At 65.9% G+C, this 24,180-nt stretch carries 29 protein-coding genes; 19 read left to right on the top strand and 10 right to left on the bottom strand.

Translation table 11 applies throughout. The annotated features are described in order from the left end of the window. Positions 1 to 399: 399 nt before the first annotated feature. Complete coding sequence (locus CF70_RS05505) at positions 400 to 1,119, top strand: flagellar brake protein (protein WP_160172228.1); 720 nt, start codon at positions 400 to 402, stop codon at positions 1,117 to 1,119. A gap of 229 nt (positions 1,120 to 1,348) precedes the next feature. On the opposite strand, the gene CF70_RS05500 is transcribed toward CF70_RS05505, so the two are convergent. From CF70_RS05500 to CF70_RS05485, 4 genes are all read right to left on the bottom strand, one after another. Continuing rightward, positions 1,349 to 1,711: a hypothetical protein gene (locus CF70_RS05500; protein ID WP_035861472.1), complete on the bottom strand. Its 363-nt coding sequence runs from the start codon at positions 1,709 to 1,711 to the stop codon at positions 1,349 to 1,351. A 131-nt stretch (positions 1,712 to 1,842) separates the two neighbouring features. Next, a complete protein-coding gene (locus tag CF70_RS05495) occupies positions 1,843 to 2,109 on the bottom strand; it encodes a hypothetical protein (protein ID WP_035861470.1) in 267 nt (88 codons plus the stop codon). 124 nt (positions 2,110 to 2,233) lie between these two features. Next, positions 2,234 to 3,583, bottom strand: a complete 1,350-nt coding sequence (locus CF70_RS05490) for an NTP/NDP exchange transporter (RefSeq protein ID WP_035861524.1) — start codon at positions 3,581 to 3,583, stop codon at positions 2,234 to 2,236. A 7-nt stretch (positions 3,584 to 3,590) separates the two neighbouring features. Then, entirely contained in the window at positions 3,591 to 4,505 is a 915-nt protein-coding gene (locus tag CF70_RS05485) for an aldo/keto reductase (RefSeq protein ID WP_035861521.1), read from the bottom strand. Between the two features lie 150 nt (positions 4,506 to 4,655). On the opposite strand from CF70_RS05485, the gene CF70_RS05480 reads away from it, so the two are divergent. The 7 genes from CF70_RS05480 to CF70_RS33685 all read left to right on the top strand — a co-directional run bounded on the left by CF70_RS05480 (position 4,656) and on the right by CF70_RS33685 (position 10,636). After that, a complete protein-coding gene (locus CF70_RS05480) occupies positions 4,656 to 5,123 on the top strand; it encodes a DUF3995 domain-containing protein (RefSeq protein ID WP_035861468.1) in 468 nt (155 codons plus the stop codon). Between the two features lie 152 nt (positions 5,124 to 5,275). Next, positions 5,276 to 6,466, top strand: a complete 1,191-nt coding sequence (gene pobA, locus CF70_RS05475; RefSeq protein WP_035861465.1) for a 4-hydroxybenzoate 3-monooxygenase — start codon at positions 5,276 to 5,278, stop codon at positions 6,464 to 6,466. 85 nt (positions 6,467 to 6,551) lie between these two features. Further along, a complete protein-coding gene (locus CF70_RS05470) occupies positions 6,552 to 7,418 on the top strand; it encodes a branched-chain amino acid ABC transporter permease (protein ID WP_035861463.1) in 867 nt (288 codons plus the stop codon). Then, on the top strand, positions 7,415 to 8,440 hold the full coding sequence (locus tag CF70_RS05465) for a branched-chain amino acid ABC transporter permease (RefSeq protein ID WP_035861460.1): 1,026 nt from the start codon (positions 7,415 to 7,417) through the stop codon (positions 8,438 to 8,440). The genes CF70_RS05470 and CF70_RS05465 overlap by 4 nt, the downstream gene beginning before the upstream one ends. Beyond that, entirely contained in the window at positions 8,437 to 9,189 is a 753-nt protein-coding gene (locus tag CF70_RS05460; RefSeq protein ID WP_035861458.1) for an ABC transporter ATP-binding protein, read from the top strand. Before CF70_RS05465 ends, CF70_RS05460 begins: the two co-directional genes overlap by 4 nt. Further along, positions 9,182 to 9,883, top strand: coding sequence for an ABC transporter ATP-binding protein (locus CF70_RS05455; RefSeq protein WP_035861455.1), 702 nt, complete (start codon positions 9,182 to 9,184; stop codon positions 9,881 to 9,883). The genes CF70_RS05460 and CF70_RS05455 overlap by 8 nt, the downstream gene beginning before the upstream one ends. A gap of 135 nt (positions 9,884 to 10,018) precedes the next feature. Beyond that, entirely contained in the window at positions 10,019 to 10,636 is a 618-nt protein-coding gene (locus tag CF70_RS33685; protein ID WP_051648055.1) for a DUF6869 domain-containing protein, read from the top strand. Here CF70_RS33685 and CF70_RS05445 read toward each other — a convergent pair. Both CF70_RS05445 and CF70_RS05440 read right to left on the bottom strand, forming a co-directional pair. Beyond that, on the bottom strand, positions 10,617 to 11,792 hold the full coding sequence (locus tag CF70_RS05445; protein WP_035861452.1) for an ABC transporter substrate-binding protein: 1,176 nt from the start codon (positions 11,790 to 11,792) through the stop codon (positions 10,617 to 10,619). The genes CF70_RS33685 and CF70_RS05445 overlap by 20 nt on opposite strands. Before the next feature lie 198 nt (positions 11,793 to 11,990). Further along, on the bottom strand, positions 11,991 to 13,535 hold the full coding sequence (locus tag CF70_RS05440) for a methyl-accepting chemotaxis protein (RefSeq protein WP_035861449.1): 1,545 nt from the start codon (positions 13,533 to 13,535) through the stop codon (positions 11,991 to 11,993). A 391-nt stretch (positions 13,536 to 13,926) separates the two neighbouring features. Between CF70_RS05440 and CF70_RS37375 the strand changes: the two genes are divergently transcribed. The 11 genes from CF70_RS37375 to CF70_RS05390 all read left to right on the top strand — a co-directional run bounded on the left by CF70_RS37375 (position 13,927) and on the right by CF70_RS05390 (position 20,421). Further along, positions 13,927 to 14,163, top strand: coding sequence for a hypothetical protein (locus CF70_RS37375; protein ID WP_235184893.1), 237 nt, complete (start codon positions 13,927 to 13,929; stop codon positions 14,161 to 14,163). Continuing rightward, complete coding sequence (locus CF70_RS37370) at positions 14,094 to 14,297, top strand: TraR/DksA family transcriptional regulator (RefSeq protein ID WP_051648054.1); 204 nt, start codon at positions 14,094 to 14,096, stop codon at positions 14,295 to 14,297. The genes CF70_RS37375 and CF70_RS37370 overlap by 70 nt, the downstream gene beginning before the upstream one ends. A gap of 129 nt (positions 14,298 to 14,426) precedes the next feature. Next, positions 14,427 to 15,059: a SagB/ThcOx family dehydrogenase gene (locus CF70_RS05430; protein ID WP_035861447.1), complete on the top strand. Its 633-nt coding sequence runs from the start codon at positions 14,427 to 14,429 to the stop codon at positions 15,057 to 15,059. 44 nt (positions 15,060 to 15,103) lie between these two features. After that, positions 15,104 to 15,802, top strand: a complete 699-nt coding sequence (locus CF70_RS05425; protein WP_414629425.1) for a dienelactone hydrolase family protein — start codon at positions 15,104 to 15,106, stop codon at positions 15,800 to 15,802. Next, positions 15,799 to 16,431: a phosphoribosyltransferase gene (locus CF70_RS05420; protein WP_035861445.1), complete on the top strand. Its 633-nt coding sequence runs from the start codon at positions 15,799 to 15,801 to the stop codon at positions 16,429 to 16,431. Before CF70_RS05425 ends, CF70_RS05420 begins: the two co-directional genes overlap by 4 nt. 290 nt (positions 16,432 to 16,721) lie before the next feature. Then, on the top strand, positions 16,722 to 17,159 hold the full coding sequence (locus CF70_RS05415; protein WP_035861443.1) for a hypothetical protein: 438 nt from the start codon (positions 16,722 to 16,724) through the stop codon (positions 17,157 to 17,159). Between the two features lie 90 nt (positions 17,160 to 17,249). Continuing rightward, positions 17,250 to 17,456 (top strand): hypothetical protein, encoded by a 207-nt coding sequence (locus CF70_RS05410; protein ID WP_035861442.1) that lies wholly within the window; start codon positions 17,250 to 17,252, stop codon positions 17,454 to 17,456. Between the two features lie 44 nt (positions 17,457 to 17,500). After that, complete coding sequence (locus tag CF70_RS05405) at positions 17,501 to 17,713, top strand: DUF6566 family protein (protein ID WP_035861439.1); 213 nt, start codon at positions 17,501 to 17,503, stop codon at positions 17,711 to 17,713. 74 nt (positions 17,714 to 17,787) lie between these two features. Next, a complete protein-coding gene (gene ald, locus CF70_RS05400; RefSeq protein WP_035861436.1) occupies positions 17,788 to 18,903 on the top strand; it encodes an alanine dehydrogenase in 1,116 nt (371 codons plus the stop codon). 542 nt (positions 18,904 to 19,445) lie between these two features. Continuing rightward, positions 19,446 to 19,883: a universal stress protein gene (locus CF70_RS05395; RefSeq protein ID WP_035861433.1), complete on the top strand. Its 438-nt coding sequence runs from the start codon at positions 19,446 to 19,448 to the stop codon at positions 19,881 to 19,883. A gap of 295 nt (positions 19,884 to 20,178) precedes the next feature. Next, positions 20,179 to 20,421: a hypothetical protein gene (locus CF70_RS05390; protein ID WP_035861430.1), complete on the top strand. Its 243-nt coding sequence runs from the start codon at positions 20,179 to 20,181 to the stop codon at positions 20,419 to 20,421. A 105-nt stretch (positions 20,422 to 20,526) separates the two neighbouring features. Here the strand turns inward: CF70_RS05390 and CF70_RS05385 are convergent, their stop codons facing one another. The 4 genes from CF70_RS05385 to CF70_RS05365 all read right to left on the bottom strand — a co-directional run bounded on the left by CF70_RS05385 (position 20,527) and on the right by CF70_RS05365 (position 24,142). Next, the gene (locus tag CF70_RS05385) at positions 20,527 to 20,994 is read right to left on the bottom strand and encodes an HU family DNA-binding protein (RefSeq protein WP_035861424.1); all 468 of its coding nucleotides are present in this window, start codon (positions 20,992 to 20,994) and stop codon (positions 20,527 to 20,529) included. A gap of 674 nt (positions 20,995 to 21,668) precedes the next feature. Further along, the gene (locus CF70_RS05375) at positions 21,669 to 21,998 is read right to left on the bottom strand and encodes a hypothetical protein (RefSeq protein ID WP_035861420.1); all 330 of its coding nucleotides are present in this window, start codon (positions 21,996 to 21,998) and stop codon (positions 21,669 to 21,671) included. Positions 21,999 to 22,270: 272 nt separating this feature from the next. Beyond that, positions 22,271 to 23,632, bottom strand: coding sequence for a GntP family permease (locus tag CF70_RS05370; RefSeq protein WP_035861417.1), 1,362 nt, complete (start codon positions 23,630 to 23,632; stop codon positions 22,271 to 22,273). Between the two features lie 117 nt (positions 23,633 to 23,749). Continuing rightward, complete coding sequence (locus CF70_RS05365; RefSeq protein ID WP_035861414.1) at positions 23,750 to 24,142, bottom strand: RidA family protein; 393 nt, start codon at positions 24,140 to 24,142, stop codon at positions 23,750 to 23,752. Between the last annotated feature and the right edge of the window lie 38 nt (positions 24,143 to 24,180).

Below are 24,180 nucleotides of genomic sequence, written 5' to 3'. Positions count from 1 at the left end.
CCGCCCGTACACCACTTTCAACTCTAGCTCGGCCCGGCGCGGAGTCAGGCCCAGGCTGGCAAGCGAAAGCGGAAAGGAATGTGACCGCGAAACGACTCCTAACGGCGGGAGCGATCAAATCTTTAGCCCGCCGGGGAAGGGCGGAATGGCGCCGCGACGGAAAAGATGGGGAAGAGAGCGCTGGACTTCTCAAGAACCTGTCTGGCAATGCCGTTAGAGCGGTCGGCATGCAACGGAACATGCGAGGCAACGAATATGCCCTCGAAACTGGAAAGTCGCGAGAAACTTCCGATCAAATACCTTGAATGGGTTAGTCCCGATGAATCGTAGCGCTAGCGCCGCAGTGTTCCCGGACCAGTCTGCAACACCGTCATGGCCTCGAACGCCTTAGGCGCGCCTTTGCCGCTCCCGTGGGCGGCTGGCAGCGATATCGAACGGCTCAGCGATCCGGTCCGGATACTTCAGATCCTGCAGGATCTGGCCCGCGTGCGTACCCGGCTCCATCTTCAACCTGCGCAGGAGTGGCGGGTTGCTTCGTGCTTTCTGTCCGTCGACCCGTCCAGGGGCACCTGCGTGCTTGCCTGGTGCCGCAACGGCCTGGAACTGGAAGCGATCCTGAACGCCAGCGAACTGGCCGCCTCGGCATCGCTGGGTGATATCACGTTCCACTTCCGGTTCGCCACGCCGGCAGTCACCCGCTTCGACGGCGGACCGGCGTTTCTCGCTTCCTTGCCGGCCGGGATCTATATGGTTCCGCGCCGCAGGCATTTCCGCGTCCGCCTGCAGCAGGACAGGGACTTTCGCTGCCAGATCCTGCTAAGCGACGGCCAGCTTGTTGAAATGGAAGTCGCGGACCTGTCGGTATCCGGGGTGGGCTTGCGCTCCATGCGCATCGGACCGGGTCAGTTGCCGGTCGGGACCAGCATCCCGCAATGCTGCCTGGAGCTTGGCGACCTGGGTGCGATGAAGCTTGCGCTGCAGGTGGTGCGGCATCGAAAGGCATGGCACGGCAACGAGGCGCACAACCATTTCGGCTGCCGTTTTGGCCAGATGGATGGGCAGAGCGGCAAGTGGCTGCAGCGCGTGGTGTTTGCCCTGGAGCTGGCGGGCCGCCCGTGAGCAGGGCGTCCGGCAGGACCGCCATGCCACCCGGAGACGGGCCAGCCTGCGCCGGTCCCCGCAACAACGGCGCCACTGCATCCGGCACCGCCGCCTCGAAACGCGGTTGCGTACCGGCGAGCGCCTCGCTCAGCTTTTGCGCCCGCGGGCGCGCGAGGATGCCGGCGGTGCCATGGCCAGCGAGGCGGGCGCTGCCGATGGCATCGCCGGATCTGACGGGCCGTCGCGCTCAGTATCCTGGGTATCGCGGCAGCGGTGCTTCCTGATAGTAATAGGGCGCCGGCTGCGGCGCGCATGGCACATAAGCGCGATCGTAATCGCGATAGCAATATCCCGGCGGCGGCCCGTAAGCTGGCCCATAGGCCGGCCCATAAGTTGGCGCGGGCGGGGCGGCCACGACGACCGGCTGGCTGGCCACGGCGGTACCGACCACGGCCAGCCCGACGAGGGCGCCGATGGCCAGCGCGACCGCGCCGGCTGAGTCGCCGTCGCCGTGGCCGCGTCCGCGTGCGGAGGCGGGACCTGCGGCCAGCAGCGCGGCGGTGAGCAGGCCTGCGCCGACGATGCGGGCGGCACGATTGGGTTTGCGCATGACTGACTCCTTGTGGCTGCATGTAAGGGCCAGCGACAGTGACAGCGGCTGGCCTTGCAGGCATCTTAGGGGTCAGGCGTCGCCGGAATCTGTCCGCACGGTTAGCAGATGTAACGCCGGAGCCCTGGCGATCAGGGTGCCGGACTCGGCAGCGGCGGCGGCGAAGCGTCGGGTGACGGGGCAGCCTGCGGCGCCGGGGCCTGCTTGTCAGGCGTCTTTTGCTTGGGCTTCTTGTGTTTCTTATGCCGCGGCGGCTGTGGCGGCAGGGGCTTTTGCGTGGCGCGCTCGCCTTGCGGCGTTTGCGGCCCGGGGGGCGGCAGCGCGGCGCAGGCCATGCCACTGACGGTCAGGGCGGCAAGCAGGGCGGCTGCCTTGCGCATCGAAATTCCGGGCTTCATGAGGAGTTCTCCAAAAATAATCTGTCACAATCGTCACAACTCTCGGCAAATGCGGGGGCTGAAGTGCAGGAAAGCACCTGAACCGTGCATGGCATTTGCCTCCCGGCGTAGCTGGCGAGCGTACTCATGCACCGCCCCGGTCGCGAGGCACCGCCGCCAGGCGGGCGGTAGACGCCGGCGATGCGGCCCCGTGCTGGCCTTCATGCTGGCGGCCAAGCCACCATCCCAGCCAGGCCCATCCCAGTGCCAGCGCAGCCCCGGTGAGCGCCACCACGGCCGGGTGGCCGGATAGCCCGTCAATGGCGGTCTTGATCCAGGCGCTGACCGCATCGCCGGCGCGATAAACGGCGGTGTCTATCACGTTCTTGGCCTTGTATTTGGTTTCGGCATCCACCACCGTGAACAGCATCTCCCGGCCCGGCCGCAGCAATGCATATTCGCCCACCCGGCGCAGGATCATCACGCCGGCCAGCACGCCGAAGGCTGGCCATAGCGCCAGCACCAGGAAGCCCGCCGCCACCGCCAGCGGCACCGCGCTGAGCAGGGAAGTCACGCCATAGCGCCTGGCGATGCGGCCCGAGAAGAACACCTGCACCACAATGGTCAGCGCCTGCACGATGGCGTCGATGGCGCTGAAGACCTGCGTCTGCTGCGTGCGGCTGGGAAAGGTCTGTGCCACCAGCCTGGCCTGCTCGAAGTAGAGAAAGGTGCTGGCGGTGGCCAGCAGGATCACGAACAGGCTGATGCCCAGCAGGTAGTGCGAACGCGCCACCAGCGTCAGGCCGGCCCAAAGCCCGCCGCCTATGGGCCGGGCCGGGTCCTGAGCCGGGACCGGATCGTCCGCCGCCGGCACCCCGGCACCGGCGCGCCGGCGCCAGCCGAACAGGTAGCCCACGCCGGGCAGCGTGGCCGCCAGCAGCGCGGCGGACAGCAGCATCAGCCCGGTCAGGCCGATGCGCGGCACCAGCCAGCCGCCGAGCAACGGCCCGGCGAGTCCGCCCGCGCTGGCGCCGGCGGCCAGCAGGCCGAACAGGCGCCGCGCCTGGCCGGGACGGAATACATCGGCCATCAGGCTCCACGCCACCGACACCACGAACAGGTTGAATACCGACAGCCAGACGTAGAACACCCGCGCCAGCCAGATACTGTCTGGCGCGGCGCGCGTGGCCAAGGCAAAGCCCAGCAGGTTGGCGATAAAGAACGCATAGACCCACGGCACAAAGCGCCGGCGCGGCAGGCGCGCGCTGCACAGGCCATAGCAGGGAATCGCCACCAGCATGACCACGAAGGTGGCGGTGAACAGCCATTGCAGGTTCTGCACGCCGCCGGCGATGCCCATGGTCTCGCGCACCGGGCGCAGCATGAAGTAGCTGGCGAACAGGCAGAAGAAGAACACGAAGCCGGCCGCCACCGCGCTGCCTTCGCCGGGCTGGATGCCGAGGCCGTGGCGGGCCGCTTGCGTGGTGCTGGCCATGACAGGATCAGGCCAGCAGCGCGGCGATGCGCTCGCGCTGGCGGGCATCGGGCATGCGGCCCAGGCCCGCGCCGAGGTTGTCGCGCATGTTCCTGGGCTTCGACGTGGCGGGGATCGCCGCCGTCACGGCGGGATGGCTGACAATGAACTTCAGGAAGAGCTGGCCCCAGGAGTCGCAGTCGATCTCGCCAGCCCAGGGTGGCAGCGGGCGGTCCTTGACCGCGCGGAACAGCCGGCCGTCCTGGAACGGGCGATTGACCAGCACCGCCACGCCGCGCTCCTGGCACAGCGGCAGCAGCGTGCGTTCGGCATTGCGCTCGGCGACCGAGTAATTGAGCTGGACAAAATCCACGCGTTCGCTGCGCACGATCTGGGCCAGCGCCTCGTGCGCGTCCTCGCGGTAGTGGGTGATGCCGGTATAGCGCGTCTTGCCGCGTTCCTTCAACTGGCGGATAAAGCGCAGGTTGTCGCGCCAGTCGATCAGGTTGTGCACCTGCAGCAGATCGACGTTTTCGCTCCGGAGGTCGCGCAGGGATTGCGCCCATTGCGCCGGCGCGTTGGCGGCCGACGCCGAGATCTTGGTGGCCAGGAAGACCCTGGCGCGAGCGCTGGCATCCAGCAGCAGGTCGCCGGTAACGGCCTCGGCGCTGCCGTAGCTGGGCGCCGTGTCGATCACCGGGCCGGGCGTTTGCAGCAGCAGGGCCATTACCTCGGCCAGCGGCGCGCGCTCGCCGGGCTCAGTACCCACGTTGAAGGTATCGGCGGTGCCCATGCCGATCACCGGCAGCGTTTCGCGGCCGCCGGGCAGCGCACGGCGCAGGGGGGCCGGGGAGGGCAGGGCAGCAAGCGTGGCGACGGGCGAGGCCAGGCCGGCGGCAAGCAGCATGCTGCGGCACAGGAAGCGGCGTCGATCAGATGGCATGACGGTCTCCTTGCTGGTGGGCACGGATTCTGGCGGCCGGGATTCCCGGTACTGCGGCATATGGTCACGGCTTCGCATCGCGCACCCCAGTTGGATTAAGCTGGATGCCCCGGTCCGGGGCATCTTCTCACAGATAGGAATCCTGCTGCTATGGTCGCTTTGGTCGCTCTTCTGCTGGTCTGCATCTACCTGTTGCTTGCCGGCGTGCATGTCTACTGGGCGTTGGGCGGCTCCCTGGCCAAGGATGCTGCGGTGCCCCGCATTCCGCGCAAGGTATCCCCAGGCGAAGGGGCTGCTGCGATGGCTGCGATGGTTCCCGCTTTCACGCCTTCGCGCACCGGCACGCTGATGGTGGCTGTCGGGCTGGCGGTGGTGGCATCGATGGTGGCCGCGCGCGCCGGGCTGTTCGCCGCGCCATCCACGGGGCCGCTCCTGCAATGGGCCATCGGCCTGGTGGCGGTGGCCATGCTGGCGAGGGCGGTGGGCGATTTCCGCCTGGTTGGTTTCTTCAAGCGCATCACCGGCTCTCCGTTTGCGCGGCTGGACACGCGGGTCTATTCGCCCCTATGCGCAGTCCTGGCCGCCGGTCTGGCGTACGTGGCGATCCTGCCAGCCTGATCGTCCTGCCCGCTCCCGCCGGTGGCCCGCGCGGTATGGCCGGAACCCCCGATTGCAAATTGGGGGCGAGCGCCTGAAAATGCCCCTCATCCAAGACCGGGCGCCGCAGCCAGGGCCGTGGCAAGAGGCTGAACGGGAGACGGGAGACCACGATGCGCACCCAGGTAGCGATCATCGGTGCCGGGCCGGCGGGCCTGCTGCTGGGGCATCTGCTGCGCCGCGCCGGCATCGATGCCGTGGTCATCGAGGATCGCAGCCGCCAGCACGTCGAGGCGCGCATCCGCGCCGGTGTGCTGGAGCAAGGCACCGTGGACCTCCTTGTGGCCTCCGGCGCGGGCGAGCGCCTGCAGCGCCAGGGCCTGCGTCACCACGGCATCGACCTGTTGTTCGGCGGACACCGCCACCACATCGACCTGTCGGGGCCGACCGGGGGCCGTGCCATCACCGTGTACGGCCAGCACGAGGTGGTCAGGGACCTGATCGCCGCGCGCCTGGCGGATGGCGCGCCACTGTTGTTCGAGGCCAGCGGCGTGGCGCTGCATGGCATCGATGGCAAGGCGCCCGGCGTCACGTTTGCACACGGGGGGCGGCGCCACACGCTGCATTGCGATTTCGTCGCCGGATGCGATGGCTTTCGCGGCGTCTCGCGCGGAGCGATTCCGGCATCCGCGCTGCAGGTGTTCGAGCGGACCTATCCCTTTGCCTGGCTTGGCATCCTGGCCGAGGCCGCGCCCGCCGCGCGGGAGCTGATCTATGCCAGCCATGCGCGCGGCTTTGCCCTGTTCTCGATGCGCTCACCGCAGATCACGCGGCTCTACCTGCAGTGCCGTCCAGACGAGGATCTCACCTTGTGGCCAGATACGCGGATCTGGCAGGAACTGCACGCCCGCCTGGAGACCGGCGACGGCTGGCGGCTCAACGAAGGCCCGGTGCTGCAAAAGGGCATCACGCCGATGCGCAGCCATGTGGTGGAGCCCATGCAATATGGCCGGCTGTTCCTGGCCGGCGACGCGGCGCATATCGTCCCGCCGACCGGCGCCAAGGGCATGAACCTGGCGGTGGCCGACGTGCGCACGCTGGCACGCGCGCTGGCGGCACACTATGGCGATCGCCGCGAAGACCTGCTGGCGGCGTACTCCGCCACCTGCCTGCGGCGGGTCTGGCGCGCCGAGCATTTCTCCTGGTGGATGACTTCGCTGCTGCATCGTTTCCCTGACCAGACCCCCTTTATGGCGCGGCTGCAGCGCGCCGAGCTGGAATACGTTGCCGCTTCACCGGCCGCGGCCGCGTCTCTCGCGGAAAACTACGTCGGGCTGCCCTTCGCTGCCTTCGAGGGCGAATGAACCCCATCCATCCCTTTGGAAATTCAGGAGACTTCATGACTGAGCGCAGTGGACGGGCCTCATCGCAACGCGGGGAGGGCCGGCGATGATCGCCAGCTTCCTTGGCGTGCTGTTCGACGGGCTGGCCTATGGCTGCCTGCTGTTCCTGATCAGTGTCGGGCTCTCTGTCACCATGGGCCTGATGAATTTCGTCAACCTGGCCCACGGCGCATTCGCCATGTTCGGCGGCTACGTGGCGGTGGTGCTGATGAGCCGTGCCGGCGTGCCCTTCCTGGCGGCCCTGCCGCTGGCCTTCGCGGGTGCCGCGGTGGTGGGCTGGGGGCTGGAGCGCACCTTGTACCGGCGCCTCTACCGCGCCAGCCATCTCGACCAGGTCCTGTTTTCCATCGGGCTGACCTTCATGGCGATCGCCGCCGCCACCTACGTGTTCGGGCCCGGCCAGCAGCCGGTGGAACTGCCCGCTTTCCTGCGCGGGCAGGTGCGGCTTGGCGGGCTGGATCTTGGCGCCTATCGGCTGTTCCTGATCGGCGTGGTGGTGGCGATCACCGCCGCGCTGGGCTGGCTGGTAGCCCGCACGCGCTTTGGCGCGCAGGTGCGCGCGGCGGTGGACAACCAGCAGGCGGCGCGCGGCCTCGGTATCAATGTGGAGCGTGTCTTCAGCCTGACCTTCGCGCTCGGTTCGGGACTGGCGGGCCTGGGTGGCGGGCTTGGCATCGATGTGCTGGGCCTCGATCCCTCCTTCCCGCTCAAGTACATGGTGTATTTCCTGCTGGTGGTTGCGGTGGGCGGCGCGGGCACCATCCGCGGTCCGCTGGTGGCGGCGCTGCTGCTGGGCGTGGCCGATGTGGCCGGCAAGTACTACGTGCCGGCGGTGGGCGCCTTCGTCATCTATGCGCTGATGGTGGTGTTGCTGGTGCTGTTCCCGGCTGGTCTCTACGGGAGGCGGGCATGAGCGCGCTGGACAAGGTATCCGATGTGGCCAGCGCGGGTGGCGGAGTACTGCGCGAGCGCCTGCCGGACGGGCGCTGGCGAGCCGGCGAGATCGTATTCTGGCTGCTGCCGGTGGCGGCCTGGTTCCTGTTGCCCGGCTACCTGATACTCGGCAGCCAGGTGCTGATTACCGGCCTGTTTGCGCTGTCGCTGGATTTGTTGCTGGGGTACGCGGGCATCGTCTCGCTCGGGCATGCGGCGTTCTTCGGGCTTGGCGCCTACACCGCCGGCCTGCTTGCCGCACATGGCTGGGGCGAGCCGTTGTCGGGTCTGCTTGCGGCGGGCGCGGTGGCCGGCGTGGCGGGCTGGCTGGCGAGTTTCCTGGTGGTGCGCGGCGGCGACCTGACCCGGCTCATGGTGACGCTGGGCATCGGGCTGATGCTGTTCGAGGCGGCCAACAAAGCGGCCTTCCTCACCGGCGGCGTGGACGGACTGTCGGGCGTCACCATGTCGCCGCTGCTCGGGTTGTTCGAGTTCGATCTGTTCGGCAAGACCGCCTACCTGTACAGCCTGGTGGTTGTCTTCGTCTTGTTTGCGCTGGTGCGCAGGCTGGTGGACTCCCCCTTTGGACTGTCGCTGCGGGGCATGCGCGAAGGGGCGCGCCGCATGCCCGCGCTGGGCGTCAACGTGCCGCGCCGGCTCGGCGCGGTATTTGCCGTGGCGGCGGCGCTGGCCGGCGTGGCCGGCGGGCTGCTGGCGCAGACCACGCAGTTCGTCGGCATGGACGTGCTGGGCTTTCCGCGCTCGGCGGAGTTGCTGGTGATGCTGGTGCTGGGCGGCGCGGGCAGGCTGTACGGCGCCCTGGTTGGCGCGGCCGTCTTCATGATCGCGCAGGATGTGCTGGCGGGCCTCAATCCGGTCTACTGGCAGTTCTGGATCGGCCTGTTGCTGGTGGTGATCGTGCTGTTCGCGCGCGGCGGGGTGATGGGCGCCGTTGACGCCTTGCGCGGCATGCGCCGCAAGCCGGACGGAGGCCAGCCATGACGGCCATCTTGCGCACGGAAGGGCTTTCCAGGTCCTGGGGCGGGTTTGCCGCCAACAGCGAGATCTCGCTGCGTTTCCCGCCGGGCGCGCGCCATGCCCTGATCGGGCCGAACGGCGCCGGCAAGACCACCTTCATCAACCTGCTGACCGGCGCCTTGCCGCCCAGCAGCGGCACCATCTGGCTCGGCGACGAGGACATCACGCATCTGCCGCAGCACGCGCGGGTGCGGCGTGGCATGACGCGCACCTTTCAGATCAACACCTTGTTCCCCGGGCTGACCGTGCTGGAGTCCGTGGTGCTTGCGGTGGCCGAACGCAGCGGCGCTACACGTATCTGGCATCGCACCGTGGCATCGCAGAGACCGCTGGCCGACGAGGCCATGGCGGTGCTGGCCAGCCTGCGCCTCGACCGCGATGCCGATACCGAGACGCGCAGCCTGCCTTACGGCAAGCAACGCCTGCTCGAAATCGCACTGGCGCTGGCCACCCGGCCCGCCATCCTGCTGCTGGACGAGCCCGCGGCCGGCATCCCGGCCGGCGAGAGCGCCGAGCTGTTCGGCGTCATTGCCGGCTTGCCGCGCGACATCACCATCCTGTTTATCGAGCACGACATGGACCTGGTATTCCGCTTTGCCGAGCGCATCACCGTGCTGGTCGGCGGCCGTGTGCTCACCGAAGGCACGCCGGCGGAGATCGGCGCCGATCCCCGCGTCAGGGAGGTGTACCTCGGGGAGGCCGCGCATGACTGAATTGCTGCGGGCAGAAGGGGTGTGCGCGGGCTACGGCGAGGCCGTGGTGATCGACGGGATCGACCTGACGCTCCGCGCCGGTGAGAGCCTGGCCCTGCTGGGCCGCAACGGCGTGGGCAAGAGCACGCTGCTGATGACCCTGATGGGCCTGACGCGGCTGCGGCGCGGCAGCCTGCGCTGGCAGGGGCGCGACCTGTCGCGGCTGGCCGCCCACCAGCGTGCCGCCGCCGGGCTGGGGTGGGTGCCGCAGGAGCGCTGCATGTTCCCGTCGCTGACGGTGGAAGAGCACCTGACGGCGGTGGCGCGGCCGGGCTTCTGGAACGTGGCGCGGGTCTATGAGATCTTCCCGCGATTGCAGGAGCGCCAGGGCAATCTGGGCAACCAGTTGTCGGGTGGCGAGCAGCAGATGCTGGCGATTGGCAGGGCGCTAATGGTAAACCCGATACTGCTATTGCTGGACGAACCGATGGAAGGTTTGGCACCTATTATTGTTCAGGAATTGCAGAACGTGATCCGCCGCTTGATAGACGAAGGCGGCATGGCTGTGATTGTGGTGGAGCAGCACGCGCGCCTGGCGCTTGGCATGACCCGGCGCGCGATGGTGCTCGACCGGGGCAAGGTGGTACATGCTTCGACCAGCACGGAGTTGCTGGCGGACAAGGTCACGCTGGACAGGTTGCTGACGGTCGCCTGAGCCAGGCCACGGCATGGTCAACCGGGGTCTGGCGGTGGTGGGCGGCCGTTGACGAACCACGCCGGCACGGGCGGCAAAGCCGTGGCCGGAAATCGGGCTATGCCCATTTTTGCAGACGGGTAGTAACGGGGGGCTATGGAAACCCATGAGCAGAAGCGGCTGGTCAACGCCTATATCAAGCGTTACAGCCGGTACGACCCGGCCATCGGTCGGCACGAGGTGCGCTCATTCTGGGTCTGGCAGGCCTGCGACTGGCTGTGCGTCAACGATCCCGAAGGGCTGTGGCGGCTGGTGCTGGAGGTCCTTGCCCATACGGAGAGTCCCCGCGTGCTGGGCGCGCTCGCCGCCGGCGAACTCGAAGACCTGATCGAATACCACGGCCCGGCGTTTATCGGGCGCATCGAGCGGCAGGCCGGGCGCGACCCGCGCTTCCGCCGCCTGCTGTGCGGCGTCTGGCGCAGTTCCACGCCCCAGGTCTGGGCGCGTATCCTGGCCGCCAGCGATGGCAATTTCAATGAAGTGCCGCAGCGCGCGATGTGGATGTGCTACGACCTGCAGGGCATCGGGCTGCCGGACGGACCGGCGCCTGGCGGCGCCACGGCGGATCTTGCGCAGACGCAGCGCGCAGCTGAAAAAGTGCCTGCCCGCATCGTGAAGCCGCAGCCTCCGCGCCAGGCGCGCCAGGGAGCGCGGGCCACCATGTCCCTTGACCCGCAGCATCCCGGCGCGCGGCCTACTTCCCCGGATCCTTGACGTTGTCGAACTTGTCGAACTCCACGTTGTAGAGTTCGCCGCCGACCTTCTCCACGCGCCGGATATAGACCGTCTGCACCACGTCGCGGGTGTCCGGGTCGATCAGGATCGGGCCCCGCGGGCTGGCGATCTTCATGCCTTTGAGCGCTGCCAGCAGCTTGTCCCCGTCAGTCGCGCCGCCGGTCTTCTTCAGCGCTTCGTAGATCGCGCGGATGCCGTCGTAGGCGGCTGCCGCCATGAAGTTAGGCCGGCCGGCGCCAGGGTTGGCTTCGGCGAACGCCTTCAGGAAGGCCTTGTTTTCCGGCGAATCGTGGGCCATCGAATAGTGGAAGGACGTGATCACGCCCAGCGTGGCGTCGCCCATGGCCGGCAGCACGTGGTCGTCGGTAAGGTCGCCGGTGGCGATCACGCGGATGCCCGCCTCGGCCAGGCCGCGCTCGCGAAAGCCCTTCATGAACGCCACGCCCTGCTCGCCCGCGGGCAGGAAGAGGAACACCGCCTCGGGTCTGGCATCCTTGATGCGCTGGATGAACGGGGCGAACTCCGGGTTGCGCAGCGGCACCCGGATGGATTCGATCACCTGGCCGCCGCCGCCGATGAAATTGGTCTTGAACGCGGTTTCCGCATCGATGCCCGGCGCGTAGTCCGCAACCAGCGTCACCACCTTGCGCACCTTGTTCTTGATGGCCCAGGTGGCCATCGGCGCCGAGATCTGCGGCAAGGTCATCGAAACCCGCGCGATATAGCCCGACTTGGTGGTGACTGAAGACGACGCAGCGTTGAAGATCACCATTGCCTTCTTCGCCTGCTCGGCGACCGGCGCCACCGCCAGCGCCTCCGGCGTGAGACCGAAGCCGGCCAGCACATCGACCTTGTCGCGCACCACCAGTTCTTGCGCCAGGCGCTTGGCCACATCGGGCGCGGGGCCGGTGGTGTCCTTGCTGATGATCTGCACCTTGCGGCCCGCCACGGTGTCACCGTTGAGCTTCTGGAACGCCTTGATGCCACCCTCCATCTGCTTGCCGTAGTCGGCGAAGCTGCCCGAAAAGGGCGCGATCAGCCCGATCTTGACGGGGTCGGCGGCGCGGGCGAGCGTTGGCGCCACGGCAAGCACGCTGCACGCCGCAAGGGCGCGCAGCAATGGGGCAAAGGTCATCGATGGTCTCCTGGTTGGGTGCGCCCTGATCCCGGCGCCAGGCCGGGCGCGTGCCGGCGCGGGCACTGGCTGTGGAGTTTAGGGGGATGGGGGATTTGGTGCAATCGGGGAGGGCCGCGCATTCATGGCGGCCGTATCGATCCGGCGTTGGCCAGCGGAACCTCGCGCGGAGGCGCCGGCTAACGCCGGTTGTCCGCGTCAGGCAGCAACAAGGCGGAACGAGGAGACCGCCTGCTGCAGGCGCTGGGCCTGCTCTTCCAGCGATCCCGCTGCGGCTGCGGCTTGTTCCACCAGCGCGGCGTTTTGCTGCGTCACCGTGTCCATCTGGGTGACCGCCTGGTTGACCTGCTCGATGCCGGCGCTCTGCTCGGCCGAGGCCGCGCTGATCTCGCCCATGATGTCGGTTACGCGCTTGACCGCGCCCACGATCTCTTCCATGGTGTGGCCGGCTTGCCCCACCAGCTGCGAGCCCTTTTCCACGCGCTCGGCGGAATCTCCGATCAATGTCTTGATCTCCTTGGCGGCTGTCGCGCTACGCTGGGCAAGACTGCGCACCTCACCGGCCACCACGGCGAAGCCACGGCCTTGTTCGCCGGCACGGGCGGCTTCCACCGCGGCATTCAGCGCGAGGATGTTGGTCTGGAAGGCGATGCCTTCGATCACGGCGATGATATCGACCACCTTTCTGGACGCGCCGTTGATCTCATCCATGGTGTCGACCACCTGGCCGACCACTTCGCCTCCCCTGACCGCGATTTCGGAAGCATTGACCGCCAGCGAGCTGGCTTGCTTTGCGTTGTCGGCATTCTGCCGGACGATGCTGGTCAGTTCCTCCATGCTGGAAGCGGTCTGTTGCAAGGACGACGCCTGTTCCTCGGTCCGCTGGGACAGGTCGGTGTTGCCAGCGGCAATCTGGCTCGTGCCGGAAGCAATGGACTCCGTGCCCGTGCGTACCTGGGTGACGATGCGCAGGATATTGCCGTTCATCTCGTTCAGCGCTTGCAGCAACTGGCCGGTCTCGTCCTTGCTATCCACGTCGATGCGGCTGGTCAGGTCGCCGGCCGCCACTTTCCGGGCAAAGCCAACGGCGCGATGGAGCGGCTGCGTGATGCCGATGGTCAGCCACAGCGAAAATGCCACGCCGATCGCCAGCACCAGCAGGCCAAGCACGATCAGGCGGTTCCGCGTGGTTTCATAAATCCCGTTGATGTGCTGCGCGGTCGTATCGATGCTGGTGCGCTGGATATCGAGCAGCTTCTGGATTTCGGCGAGATAGGCGTTGCCGGCAGGCACGAACTCGGCTTCCAGCACCCGGTTGGCTTCATCCGTGCTGCCTTCTTCCTTGAGCTTGGTGATCTTGTCGCGGGAGTCGTTATAGGGCTTGCGCACGGCCTGGATCGTCTGGAATGCCGCCTTTTCCGCTTCCGAGGAGAGCATCGGCTCGATCTTGTCCCGCAATGCAGCGATGGCTTCGACGGAGCCCTTCGTCTCCGCGGCAAAGAACGCGCCGAGGCCCGGGTCCGAGCTCCGCGCCACCGCGGTAGTGCGCCGCACGCTCGTGTGCATCAAGCGATACCAGTCGCTGACGACGCGCTCCTTGGCCAGCGGCTGCTGCATCATGTCGTGCGTGCGCTGAGCGACTTCGTGCAAGCCCATGACGCTGAACACCGTCATGAACGTTGACAGTAGCAGCACCACGCCGAAGCCAATACCGAGACGTACCCCAATTCCAAGATTTTTCATTTCTTCTACCTGAATGGAAATAACAATGGTGGCGAAATGCTGGCCCCGAGGGTGCCCATTCGCTCTTTTGTCTGCCGCACCGTGCTATGACGAACGCACCTGTAGGCAATGGTGAATAACGGCAGGCGGGACACAGACTTGAGTACCGGTGTTACCGGTGCGCTTGGGGAGGCGCCAGCTACGTGTGAAACGCTGTGCCGCCAGTCAGAATGCCTTGGCTGCGTTGGGCCCCGCGATGCAGCGTAGTGTCCGCACGCCGTGCGGCCGGGAAGCCCAGCGTTAGCGGGCGTAATTGCCAGGCGACCCCACAACGCTTGATCCAGCGCAAATCAAATGCCTGACGCCATCGCAGAATTAAACAGGCGCGCATCCGCGCGCTCGGGAGACCACGATGTCGGTATTGACCCTGGAGCAACTCAACACCCTGGCCGTGTTGCTGGATAGCCGGGAGGAACGGATCCGCGGGCAGATGGATGCGGCGAATGTTGCCCGTGCCGTTTCCACACGGCCCGAAGCGGGCGACATGGCGGACCTGGCGGAGCAGGCGCCGAAGAGCGCATGGACGACGCGGTGGTGGACCACTACCGCGTGGAACTGGCCGATATCGCGGCCGCGCGTGCACGGATAGCGCAGCAGGCCTACGGCGTCTGCCTGGATTGCGGGGAGTCCATTCCGTATTTGCGCCTGCAAGCGTACCCGACGGCCAAGCGCTGCATGCCGTGCCAGCGCAGGCATGAGCACACGTTTGGTGCGGCGTCTTGAATCCCTGATGAGAGAGCGCCACCTGATGGAGCGCACGACTATCCCACCGCAGAAGAGACGCTGCGCGTTCATTGGCATCGGGCTCGAGCGCAGTCATCCTGCGCCGCCCGATGATGCCTGGAGACCAGCATGACCCATCCCATCGTGACACCCGACGCCGTTCCTGAGTATGTCGAATTGCCCGCTCCGCAGATGGAAGGCGGCATGCCGCTGATGCAGGCGCTGCGCCTGCGGCGCTCCACCCGGGCCTTCAGCGGCGATCCGCTGGCGCCGGAGCTGCTCTCCAGCCTGCTGTGGGCAGCGTTCGGCATCAGCGAACCGAAAACGGGCCGGCGCACCTCACCATCGGCGCGCAACTGGCAGGAAATCGACCTGTACCTGGCGCTCGCCGATGGCCTCTATGTGCTGGAACCTGCTGCCTGGCGCCTGCGGCTGGTTAGCGGGGAGGACGTGCGCGCCGCCACCGGGCTGCAGGACTACGTGGTGCAGGCGCCACTGGACCTGGTGTTCGTTGCTCGCCTGTCCAGGATGGATGAGCAGGCAAAACCGGTGCGTCAGTTCTACATGGGGCTGGACACCGGATACATCAGCCAGAACGTGTATCTGTTCTGTGCTTCCGCCGGTCTGGCGACGGTGGCGCGCGGCCTGCTGGACAGGCGCGCCATGGCGGGCGCGATGCGTCTTGATGCGGACCAGCGCGTGGTGCTGGCGCAAAGCGTTGGTTTTGCCGCGGCGGATGGCGAGGCGGGGCATCTCGCTTAACGGCCCGCAACAGGCATCCGGGCACCGGTTATTGATTGGAGGGCATGATGAGCACAATCTTGCGGGAAGAGATCGGCATCGATCTGAGCGGTGTGGTGCTGCCAGGCGACCTGGTCTGTCCGCCGCGTGCTGCCGGCCTGGTGCTGTTCGCGCATGGCAGCGGCAGTTCGCGGCTCAGTCCCCGCAACCGCTATGTCGCTGGCCATCTCAACCACGCCGGCATTGCCACCCTGCTGACCGACCTTTTGCTTCCCGAGGAAGACGTCGGGCTGGCACAGCGTTTCGATATTGGCCTGCTGGCCACGCGCCTGGAGGGCATCACCTGCGCAGTTAGCGGCATGGCGCAACTCGGCCATCTGCGCCTGGGGTACTTCGGTGCGAGTACCGGTGCGGCGGCTGCGATCCGGGCCGCCGCGATGACTGGTGGCCGCTATCGGATCGATGCCGTGGTTTCGCGCGGCGGCCGCCCGGATCTTGCTGGCCATGACGCCCTCGCGGCGTTGTCCGCACCGACCTTGCTGATCGTCGGCGGCGCGGATACCGAGGTGCTGCACCTGAATGAGCGCGCCTACGCATGGATGTCCTGCGAGAAGCACTTCGAGATCGTTGCCGGCGCAACCCATTTGTTCGAGGAGCCGGGCGCACTGGAAGTGGTGGCACGGCTGGCTGCCGGGTGGTTCGCCACACATTTGGCAGGGCGGCGGGGTGCGGAGCCGGCAACCGGTGAACAGGAGACATCATGATGTTCCAGGACAGGACCGAAGCCGCGACGCGGCTGGCGGAAGCGCTTTCGAAGTACCGGGGCACACATCCCGTGGTGCTGGCCATTCCGCGCGGGGCGGTACCGATGGGCAGGATCGTGGCCGACCAGCTCGGCGGCGACCTCGATGTGGTGCTGGTCAGGAAGCTGGGCGCGCCGTTCCAGCGTGAGCTGGCAGTGGGTGCCGTGGACGAGAGCGGCTGGGTCTATGTCACGCCGTTTGCCGAACAGACTGGCGCCGGTCCGGCTTATATCGCGCAGGCACGCAGCGAGCAGATGGAACTGCTGCGCCGGCGGCGTGCGCTTTACACGCCCGGGCGCACCGCGCCTGCGCTCGGCGGCCGCACGGTCATTGTGCTGGATGACGGCCTGGCCACCGGTGCCACCATGATTGCCGCGCTGCATGCGGTGCGGCAGCAGCAGCCTGCACGGCTGATATGCGCCGTGCCCGTTGCGGCTCCGGACTCCCTTGCCCTGGTGGAGGGCTATGCGGATGAAGTGGTCTGCCTGGCCGCGCCCGCCAATTTCCGCGCGGTCGGCGCGCACTATCGGGAATTCCCGCAGGTCGACGACACCGAGGTGGTCGCCTGCCTGGCCGGGGAGGGGGGATGAATGCGCCGGGCGCGCGCATCCACTGTACCGCCAGGACCGGGACAAATTTCCACCGCGGATCTACCCGGCCTGGCGGGATATTGACATGCATCAAGTCTGGCCTTCGGGCGCCGCCAATAATGAAAATTGCCGGGCCGTTGCCGAGGAGGCGCGGATGCGCGCAAGTGGTTCTCGCGCTCCAGGGTTGCGTTTCCCTGTGGACAGATAAGGGGGCCGCGTCCGGGCCGCGGTTGCCAGTGCGTGCCCGAAACTGAAAGAGGCACACAGCACGTTGACCTGGAGAAGGAGCCATGAAGGCGCAGATTGATGGAGGCACCCTGGAAATCTGGGGGGAGAACCCGACGGAAACCTGGGCGTTGGGCCGGTGGCATCATGAACACAGGATCAGTGCTGGCACGGTCAGCATCTACCCGGTTTCGCCAGAGATACAAGACAAGCCGCTACTCGGGAGCATGGAAGGACTGGTAGTGCAAGCCCACGACCAGGAGACGGATATGCTGACAGTCAGCCACAGTCCCAATGGTGTTTTGGTGGATGCGATCGATTTGGCACCGTTTCAGATTCCGCGTATTTCACTATCGATGCTGCTGGGCAGAAACCCGCTCTCCATCCATGTGGGGGACGTTCTGGATTTCTACGTCCATCCGCAGTTTACTGAGTGGATTGATGCCTGCAAGAAAGAGATCGAAACGCAGGCGACGAAGCACTCGCTGACTTACCCGGGGTGAGGGCAATGGGGAGACTCCGCAGCCACCCTGGCAATCGGGGCAATTCGGGCCAATGCCTCGGCAGGATGCTCGATATTGTGGGGCGCTAACATGGAATTGAAATACAAAGGCCGAACCGTCTCGATCCACATCGTCAAGGCCGCCCTCGATAGTTGGGACTGGTCTTACGTCATCCACGGAGTCGAAGCCAGGCGGCATGCCGATGTGCTTGCCCGGTCGGAAGATGCTGCGGTGGAGTGCGCTTTTCAAACGGCCCGGAAAGTCATTGACCGCTTGTCGGAAGAGGACAACGACTAGCGTCTTCACACGCAGGGATGGATCGACAGGAGCGGAGGCAGCCAATGGATAGCGACACCATGGAGTACAAGGGGTTCGTCATCCATGTCTTCTGCGAGATGATCGAGGATGGCTCGTACACCGCATCGTGCGAAATCTGGGAAGACGCGGCTGTCGTGCACGATGCCAGATCGATTGGCCGGAACTCCGCCACTGCCGCGGATGCGAAGGCGGCGGCTTACGGATGGGCGAGGCAGTGGATAGACAGCAATCCTTGAGCATGAGGCGGGGCCGGTACCTCGCCGGCGTTCGGCCGGATCTGATCTCAATGACACCTCGACAGGGGTAGAGAATGCTGATTGGCGTGCCAAAGGAAATCAAGGACCAGGAGTATCGGGTTGGACTGACACCGGCCAGCACGCGGGAATTGACCAGCCGGGGCCACGAGGTGCTGATCCAGGCGGGCGCTGGCGCAGCGATCGGCCTTCCGGACGAAGCCTACACGGCGGCCGGGGCGGCGATATGCGGCGACGCACGCGAAGTCTTCAGCCGCGCCGACATGATCGTCAAGGTCAAGGAGCCGCAAGCGGCCGAGCGCGCCATGCTGCGGCCGGGACAGATTCTGTATGCGTATCTGCATCTGGCCCCCGATCCCGGGCAAACGGCGGATCTCCTGCAGTCTGGCGCCGTCTGCATCGCCTACGAGACGATCACGGGGCCCGGCGGTGGCCTGCCATTGCTGGCGCCCATGAGCGAGGTTGCCGGCCGCATGTCGGTCCAGGTGGCCGCGTCCAATCTTGAAATATCGAAGGGAGGCATGGGCTTGCTACTGGCGGGCGTGCCGGGTGTGGCGCCGGCCCATGTCGTCGTGATTGGCGCCGGGGTGGTAGGGACGCACGCCTTGCAGGTAGCCATCGGCATGGGTGCCAGAGTTACGGTGCTCGACAAGAATGTGGAGCGTTTGCGGCAGCTCGACCTGATCTTCGGCAATCGCATCACGACGCTTTACTCCAGCGAACATAGCATCGAGGCGTCGGTATTGAACGCCGACGCGGTGATCGGAAGCGTGCTGGTGCCGGGCGCATCCGCTCCCAGGCTCGTCACGCGCGGCATGGTCGCGCGCATGAAGACCGGCTCGGTGGTCGTGGATGTAGCGATCGACCAGGGCGGGTGCTTCGAGACGTCGCACGCGACCACGCATACAGAGCCAACCTACCTGGTCGACGGCGTGGTGCATTATTGCGTGGCCAATATGCCCGGGGCCGTGGCCAGGACTTCAACGTTCGCGCTGAACAATGCAACCATCGGCCACGCTATCGCACTGGCGGACAAGGGATGGAAGCACGCGCTCGCGCAGGACAGGCACCTGAAGGCAGGCTTGAACGTGTGCGAGGGCCGTGTGACGTACAAGGCGGTGGCCACGGCGCTGGGCTACGAGTACACGCCTGCCGACCAGTTGCTGGACTGATTCCGTGCCGCACAACTTCGCCCCGGGTTGCTGCACTAGCCATCAGGGTGTGTTGGAGGTGCGGTTCAAAATACATCCGCCTGTTCTTGGCAAGGCACGGCGACCGGCAACGCACCCCTGGCGAATCAGGGAGGTCTTCCGGGGGTATCGCCTCGCGGGCTCGTCTTCATTGCGCGATGCCATCCACCTTTTGTGCCCAAAAGATGGGCGGCCGCGAGTATGCTGGATGAGGTAGACGCTCACCTGACTAATCGGAGGGACTCATGACCGCGCCAGTAACACCCCAGGTTATGCCTAAGTGCCCGTCATGCGGCGCGCAAGGAATGGATAAGATTGCCCACCGTCATCAGCTCTCGCACAGCAATGTTCCCATCTTTGTCGTCGTTCACTGTAATGAGTGCGGGCATGTTTACGGGGTCCTGCCGCACTCGCAGGCATAGGCAGGTCCGCGCTACGCGATACGATGTCCCGCTGGTTAAACGACAGTGACAAAATTGGCCCGCGGAGTCAGCGCCGCTCGTCCTGGCCGCGAGGAGGCAGCTATGTTCAAGCATCTTCTGGTACCCACCGACGGATCCCAACTCTCCGAAGCCGCGGTCAGAATGGCGGTGACGGTCGCCAGGGACTTCCGCGCGAAGGTCACAGGATTTCACGTCATTCCCGAGTTCCGCGTCTTCACCCATCGAATCGACATGCTAGAGGATACGCAGGAGCGCTTTGCCCAAATGGCTGAACACCATGCAGAGCAATACCTGGGAGTGATCGCGCAAGCCGCGAAGGAAGCCGGGGTGGAATGCGAAACGGTGTGTGTAACCGGCGACCATCCTTATGAGGCGATCATCCGGGCGGTGGAGGAGCGCGGCTGCGACCTTGTCGTCATGGCCTCGCACGGCCGATCTGGCGTTCAGGGGCTGCTGATCGGCAGCGAAACCCAGAAGGTCCTGACACATAGCACGATCCCGGTTCTTGTCTATCGGTGAGGGATCGTGTCCGGCCGACAGCCCGTAAGCGCAACGCCTTCGTGAGCGCAGCTCTGCGGCTCTACCATTGCCTTGCGAAGGCTGGCTTCAGTCTCGGGAATCCGCATGTCGCCGCGATCGTGTCCGATCTGACATGGATCAACGCAGCGCCTTGCCCGCGCACTAGAGTGAATGTGCGTTCAGGCGGCAATGGTGCGTGACAAGGCATTAGGATCGGCATGTGGCGGCGAAATCCGCTTGCCAATGATTTTTAGCCGAGTCCCGGTAGTCCTGGAAAATCTTGTTGGAGACAGGCATGATAAAAAATACCGGTAGCGCGGATCAAATCCAGGCTGAGATTCGGCGCAGGATACAAGAGAGCGCGGATCTCGGCGATAGCTGTCGCGACTGCGACGTTCCGGCCCCGCGCAAGGTGGATCCAGCTACGAATGGCGGATGCAACTGGATCATCGATGCATTCCCTGATGTCAGGCAGGAATGCATCGGCGCGCTGAAAGCCATCACGATCGAAATGATGCGCGAGTACGAACTGGCTTAGCGTCTGGAAATCAGTCCTTCATAACCCGTGCCCGCTTGCGGATAGTGGTTGGCGGAAACAAAAGGGAGCCGCGCGGGCTCCCCTCGTTCAACAGGCCGGCACGGCTTACAGTGCGGCGTCTTTCAGCTTCTTCATCGGGCGTACCTTGACCTTGACGGTTGCCGGCTTGGCGGCAAACCACTGGTCTTCGCCGGTGAAGGGGTTCTTGCCGAAGCGCTTCTTGGTGGCGGGAACCTGGGTGGCGACGACCTTGAGCAGGCCCGGCAGGGTGAACTCGCCGGCGCCCTTCTTGTGGACAGCGCTGAGCACCGTGTTTTCGAGATGGGCCAGCACGGTCTTGACCGTCTTGGCATCCAGTTCGGTCTGGGCGACCAGGTGGGCGACCAGGCTGGATTTGTTGAAGGTGTCCTTCAGGGGCTTCACCGCCGGTGCGGCTGCTGCGACCTTCTTGGCCGGCGCGGCCTTCGTTGCCGGTGCTGCCTTCTTTGCCGGCGCTGCTTTCTTTGCCGGCGCTGCCTTCTTGGCGGCAGGCTTGGCGGTGCTCTTTACGACAGCATTTGCTTTGGTAGCCATGGGTCTTGAATCTTGTGTTCGTTGAATTGCCGCCTGCTGCCGACGGCAGCAGGCGCGCGGCGAGCATAGCACTCCGCGCGGCGCATGCCAAACGCGCGCCATCGGTGCGATTCAGGCTGACATGGCCGTCGATGGCCGCGCGGATCATGGCTTGCAGGCGCTCCGGTCCGCGGATGTGGAGAATAAGGCTATCAAAATGCGAACGATCCGACGCGGATAGAGCTAGAGCTAGAGCGCGTACGACATGAGGCAGCTCGTTGCAAAGCGCCGCGAACCGTCGCGGAACAGGCGCAATTTAATGGGCGGGTCCGCTGCCGGCTATCGGAGGATCGCGGAGATTGACGTAGGCCTGTTCTGACCTGTCCAGCGTGGCAAGTCCAGTGGCGCCAGGCGCAAGGCAATGGTTTCGGGGCGCGTGCGTCTTGGTGTCGCGCACCCCGTAGCCCTTGAGGAGGACGATTTCGCCATCCTGGATTACGGCGCGCGCGAGACCCGGCGCTTTGCTGTCCGGCATCGACACTGCGATGAGCCGGCGGCACGCTCCGCATCGGATTGGAGCTAAGGCGCGCATGCACGTGCACCCGTGCCAGGCAATGCGCGATCCGGTTACGCGCCTGGCAACCACGCGCGGCGGCGCGCCATGTGCACGCCATTGGCGCGGCAGGAAAGACGCTTTACTTGGCGGGCGCTTCTGCCGCGCGCTTGTCGGCGTCGCGCAGCCGCTTGACGGCTTTGCCCAGCAGGCCGCCTTCGCTATCGGATACCGCGGCTTCCAGCGTCGCCAGCGCTGCCTTGATCTGCGCGCCGTGGGCGGCGGAGAAGGCCTGGTCTTCAATCAGGGCGTCGGCCTCCTTGCGGGCGCGCTTGCCCAGCTTGCGGGCGAACTCGGGGTCGAGCTGGCCCTGGGCGGTGGCGTTGGCGATATGGTCGAGCAGGGCGATCAGGCCTGGCGCCGTAGTGGTGGCCGGCACGGCTTCCTCGGTCTTCCTGAGTTTTTTGGGCATAGTTCTTTTCCTCCGGTTGGGGCTCGATTCTATCGCTGGGGCAGAAGCGGGGCCTGCTTCCAAATATGAAAGATTTATGACTGTCACGAGCAAGGCAGGCCTCGGTACCCAGCGATTTGCTGCGGTGCACACCATAGCACATCGCGGCACGGAATCCCCGGGCCGGCACCACTGGCACCGCGGCACGGGGCATGAAAAAAGGGGAGGGGCACTGTGTGCGCCTCCCCTTTNGTGCCCCCCCCCTTTTTCTGTGGCTGCCGCCCTGCGGATGGTCAGACCACCGTGGCCAGCGCCAGGGTCAGCAGCAGCGCGATCACCGAGATCAGGGTTTCGCAGACCGACCAGGTCTTGAAGGTCTGGGCCACGGTCATGTTGAAGTATTCCTTGACCAGCCAGAAGCCGCCGTCGTTCACGTGTGACAGGATCAGCGATCCGGCGCCCGTGGTCAGCACCAGCAGTTCGGGCCGGGTGCCCGGCACGCTGGCGGCGATCGGCGCGACGATGCCGGCTGCGGTGGTCATGGCTACCGTGGCGGATCCGGTGGCGATGCGGATCAGCACCGCGACCAGCCAGCCGAGCAGCAGCACCGACACGTGCGCGCCAGTGGCCACGTCGACGATGGCGTTGGAGATGCCCGAATCGCGCAGCACGCGGCCAAAGCCGCCGCCGGCGCCGACCACCAGCGTGATGATGGCGGTGGGCGCCACGCACTCGTTGGTGAACTTCAGGATGTTTTCCCGGTTGAAGCCGCGGGCCTTGCCGAAGGTATAGAAGCTCACCAGCGCGGCAATCAGCAGCGCGATCACCGAATTGCCGATCAGCTTGAGGAAATCATTGAAAAAGGTCTTGGGCGTGCTGATGACATCCGCCCAGCTGCCGATCAGCATCAGGAACACGGGCAGCAGGATGGTAAACAGCGTGATGCCGAAGCCGGGCAGCTGGTGCGATGCCTTGACGCTCTCGTCTTCCTCGGTGAACTGTTCGGCCAGCGGATTGATATCCGGCAGCTTGACGTAGCGGTCCATCAGCTTGGCGAACAGCGGGCCGGCGATGGCGGCGGTGGGGATGCCGACGATCAGCGCGTACATGATGGTCTTGCCGATGTCCGCCTTGTAGGCGGTCACCGCCAGCAGCGCGGCGGGGTGGGGCGGGATCAGCCCGTGCACCACCGACAGGCCTGCCACCATCGGGATGCCCACCAGCACCATGGAGGTCCCGGTGCGCTTGGCCACGTTGAAGGCGATCGGCACCAGCAGCACGAAGCCCACTTCGAAGAACACCGGCAAGCCGACGATAAAGGCGATGGTGACCATGGCCCAGTGCACGTTCTTCTCACCGAAGGCATCGATCAGCGTGCGCGCGATGCGTTCGGCGCCGCCGGATTCGGCCATCATCTTGCCGAGCATGGTGCCCAGGCCCACGACCAGCGCGATGTGGCCCAGGGTGCCGCCCACGCCGGCCTCGAACGATTTGACGATGTCGCCCATCGGCATGCCCACGGCAAAGCCGAGCAGCACCGATACGACAACCAGTGTGATGAAGGGGTTGAGCTTGAACTTCGCGATCAGCACGACCAGTGCGATCACGGCGATCAGCGCGTAAAGCAAGAGTGTGGTTCCGGTTACGGCGCCCATATTGTCTCCTTTGTGCGGGGTCCGCCGGTGGCCCGGCGGGGCTCCCCCGCGTCCGCTATGAAAAGGGCCGCGCTGGCGGCGGCCGGTTCAGGTTGTTCGTGGCAGGCTGGCCTGCGTTCAGGCCGCCGGCTTCTTGTAGGCGATGCAGTCCACTTCCACCTTGCAGTCGACCACCATGCTCGACTGCACGCAGGCGCGCGCCGGCGGGTTGGCGCCGAAGTATTCCTTGAAGATCTTGTTGAAGGAGGCGAAGTCGCGCGCGTCGTCCAGCCAGACGCCGCAACGCACGATGTGCTCGGTGCCGTAGCCGGCTTCGGCCAGGATGGCCAGTACGTTCTTGATGGCCTGGTGGGTCTGGGGCACGATGCCGCCGTCGATCACCTCGCCGGCCACCATCGGCACCTGGCCGGACACGTAGAGCCAGCCGTCGGCTTGCACGGCACGGGCAAAGGGCATGTGCTGGCCGCCGGTGCCGGCGCCGCCTTCGACGCCAAATCGCTTGATATCCATGGGGAACTCCTGAAGCAAATTGCAGATTGGGTTGATTG

This window comes from Cupriavidus sp. SK-3 (genome assembly GCF_000611145.1).
Lineage (GTDB): Bacteria > Pseudomonadota > Gammaproteobacteria > Burkholderiales > Burkholderiaceae > Cupriavidus.
Note: the sequence above shows the minus strand (reverse complement) of the source record. Positions and strands in the feature narration are given on the sequence as shown.

Excerpts from the sequence above, each read along its gene's own strand:
- CF70_RS05405 (WP_035861439.1), top strand. The coding sequence starts at position 17,501 with ATGGATAGCGACACCATGGAGTACAAGGGGTTCGTCATCCATGTCTTC.
- CF70_RS05440 (WP_035861449.1), bottom strand. The coding sequence starts at position 13,535 with ATGAAAAATCTTGGAATTGGGGTACGTCTCGGTATTGGCTTCGGCGTG.
- CF70_RS05485 (WP_035861521.1), bottom strand. The coding sequence starts at position 4,505 with ATGCCATCTGATCGACGCCGCTTCCTGTGCCGCAGCATGCTGCTTGCC.
- pobA (WP_035861465.1), top strand. The coding sequence starts at position 5,276 with ATGCGCACCCAGGTAGCGATCATCGGTGCCGGGCCGGCGGGCCTGCTG.
- CF70_RS05430 (WP_035861447.1), top strand. The coding sequence starts at position 14,427 with ATGACCCATCCCATCGTGACACCCGACGCCGTTCCTGAGTATGTCGAA.
- CF70_RS05455 (WP_035861455.1), top strand. The coding sequence starts at position 9,182 with ATGACTGAATTGCTGCGGGCAGAAGGGGTGTGCGCGGGCTACGGCGAG.
- CF70_RS37370 (WP_051648054.1), top strand. The coding sequence starts at position 14,094 with ATGGACGACGCGGTGGTGGACCACTACCGCGTGGAACTGGCCGATATC.
- ald (WP_035861436.1), top strand. The coding sequence starts at position 17,788 with ATGCTGATTGGCGTGCCAAAGGAAATCAAGGACCAGGAGTATCGGGTT.
- CF70_RS05445 (WP_035861452.1), bottom strand. The coding sequence starts at position 11,792 with ATGACCTTTGCCCCATTGCTGCGCGCCCTTGCGGCGTGCAGCGTGCTT.
- CF70_RS05460 (WP_035861458.1), top strand. The coding sequence starts at position 8,437 with ATGACGGCCATCTTGCGCACGGAAGGGCTTTCCAGGTCCTGGGGCGGG.
- CF70_RS05370 (WP_035861417.1), bottom strand. The coding sequence starts at position 23,632 with ATGGGCGCCGTAACCGGAACCACACTCTTGCTTTACGCGCTGATCGCC.
- CF70_RS05395 (WP_035861433.1), top strand. The coding sequence starts at position 19,446 with ATGTTCAAGCATCTTCTGGTACCCACCGACGGATCCCAACTCTCCGAA.
- CF70_RS05470 (WP_035861463.1), top strand. The coding sequence starts at position 6,552 with ATGATCGCCAGCTTCCTTGGCGTGCTGTTCGACGGGCTGGCCTATGGC.
- CF70_RS05385 (WP_035861424.1), bottom strand. The coding sequence starts at position 20,994 with ATGGCTACCAAAGCAAATGCTGTCGTAAAGAGCACCGCCAAGCCTGCC.
- CF70_RS33685 (WP_051648055.1), top strand. The coding sequence starts at position 10,019 with ATGGAAACCCATGAGCAGAAGCGGCTGGTCAACGCCTATATCAAGCGT.
- CF70_RS05500 (WP_035861472.1), bottom strand. The coding sequence starts at position 1,711 with ATGCGCAAACCCAATCGTGCCGCCCGCATCGTCGGCGCAGGCCTGCTC.
- CF70_RS05465 (WP_035861460.1), top strand. The coding sequence starts at position 7,415 with ATGAGCGCGCTGGACAAGGTATCCGATGTGGCCAGCGCGGGTGGCGGA.
- CF70_RS05410 (WP_035861442.1), top strand. The coding sequence starts at position 17,250 with ATGGAATTGAAATACAAAGGCCGAACCGTCTCGATCCACATCGTCAAG.
- CF70_RS05495 (WP_035861470.1), bottom strand. The coding sequence starts at position 2,109 with ATGAAGCCCGGAATTTCGATGCGCAAGGCAGCCGCCCTGCTTGCCGCC.
- CF70_RS05425 (WP_414629425.1), top strand. The coding sequence starts at position 15,104 with ATGATGAGCACAATCTTGCGGGAAGAGATCGGCATCGATCTGAGCGGT.
- CF70_RS05490 (WP_035861524.1), bottom strand. The coding sequence starts at position 3,583 with ATGGCCAGCACCACGCAAGCGGCCCGCCACGGCCTCGGCATCCAGCCC.
- CF70_RS05390 (WP_035861430.1), top strand. The coding sequence starts at position 20,179 with ATGATAAAAAATACCGGTAGCGCGGATCAAATCCAGGCTGAGATTCGG.
- CF70_RS05420 (WP_035861445.1), top strand. The coding sequence starts at position 15,799 with ATGATGTTCCAGGACAGGACCGAAGCCGCGACGCGGCTGGCGGAAGCG.
- CF70_RS05365 (WP_035861414.1), bottom strand. The coding sequence starts at position 24,142 with ATGGATATCAAGCGATTTGGCGTCGAAGGCGGCGCCGGCACCGGCGGC.
- CF70_RS05480 (WP_035861468.1), top strand. The coding sequence starts at position 4,656 with ATGGTCGCTTTGGTCGCTCTTCTGCTGGTCTGCATCTACCTGTTGCTT.
- CF70_RS05415 (WP_035861443.1), top strand. The coding sequence starts at position 16,722 with ATGAAGGCGCAGATTGATGGAGGCACCCTGGAAATCTGGGGGGAGAAC.
- CF70_RS37375 (WP_235184893.1), top strand. The coding sequence starts at position 13,927 with ATGTCGGTATTGACCCTGGAGCAACTCAACACCCTGGCCGTGTTGCTG.
- CF70_RS05375 (WP_035861420.1), bottom strand. The coding sequence starts at position 21,998 with ATGCCCAAAAAACTCAGGAAGACCGAGGAAGCCGTGCCGGCCACCACT.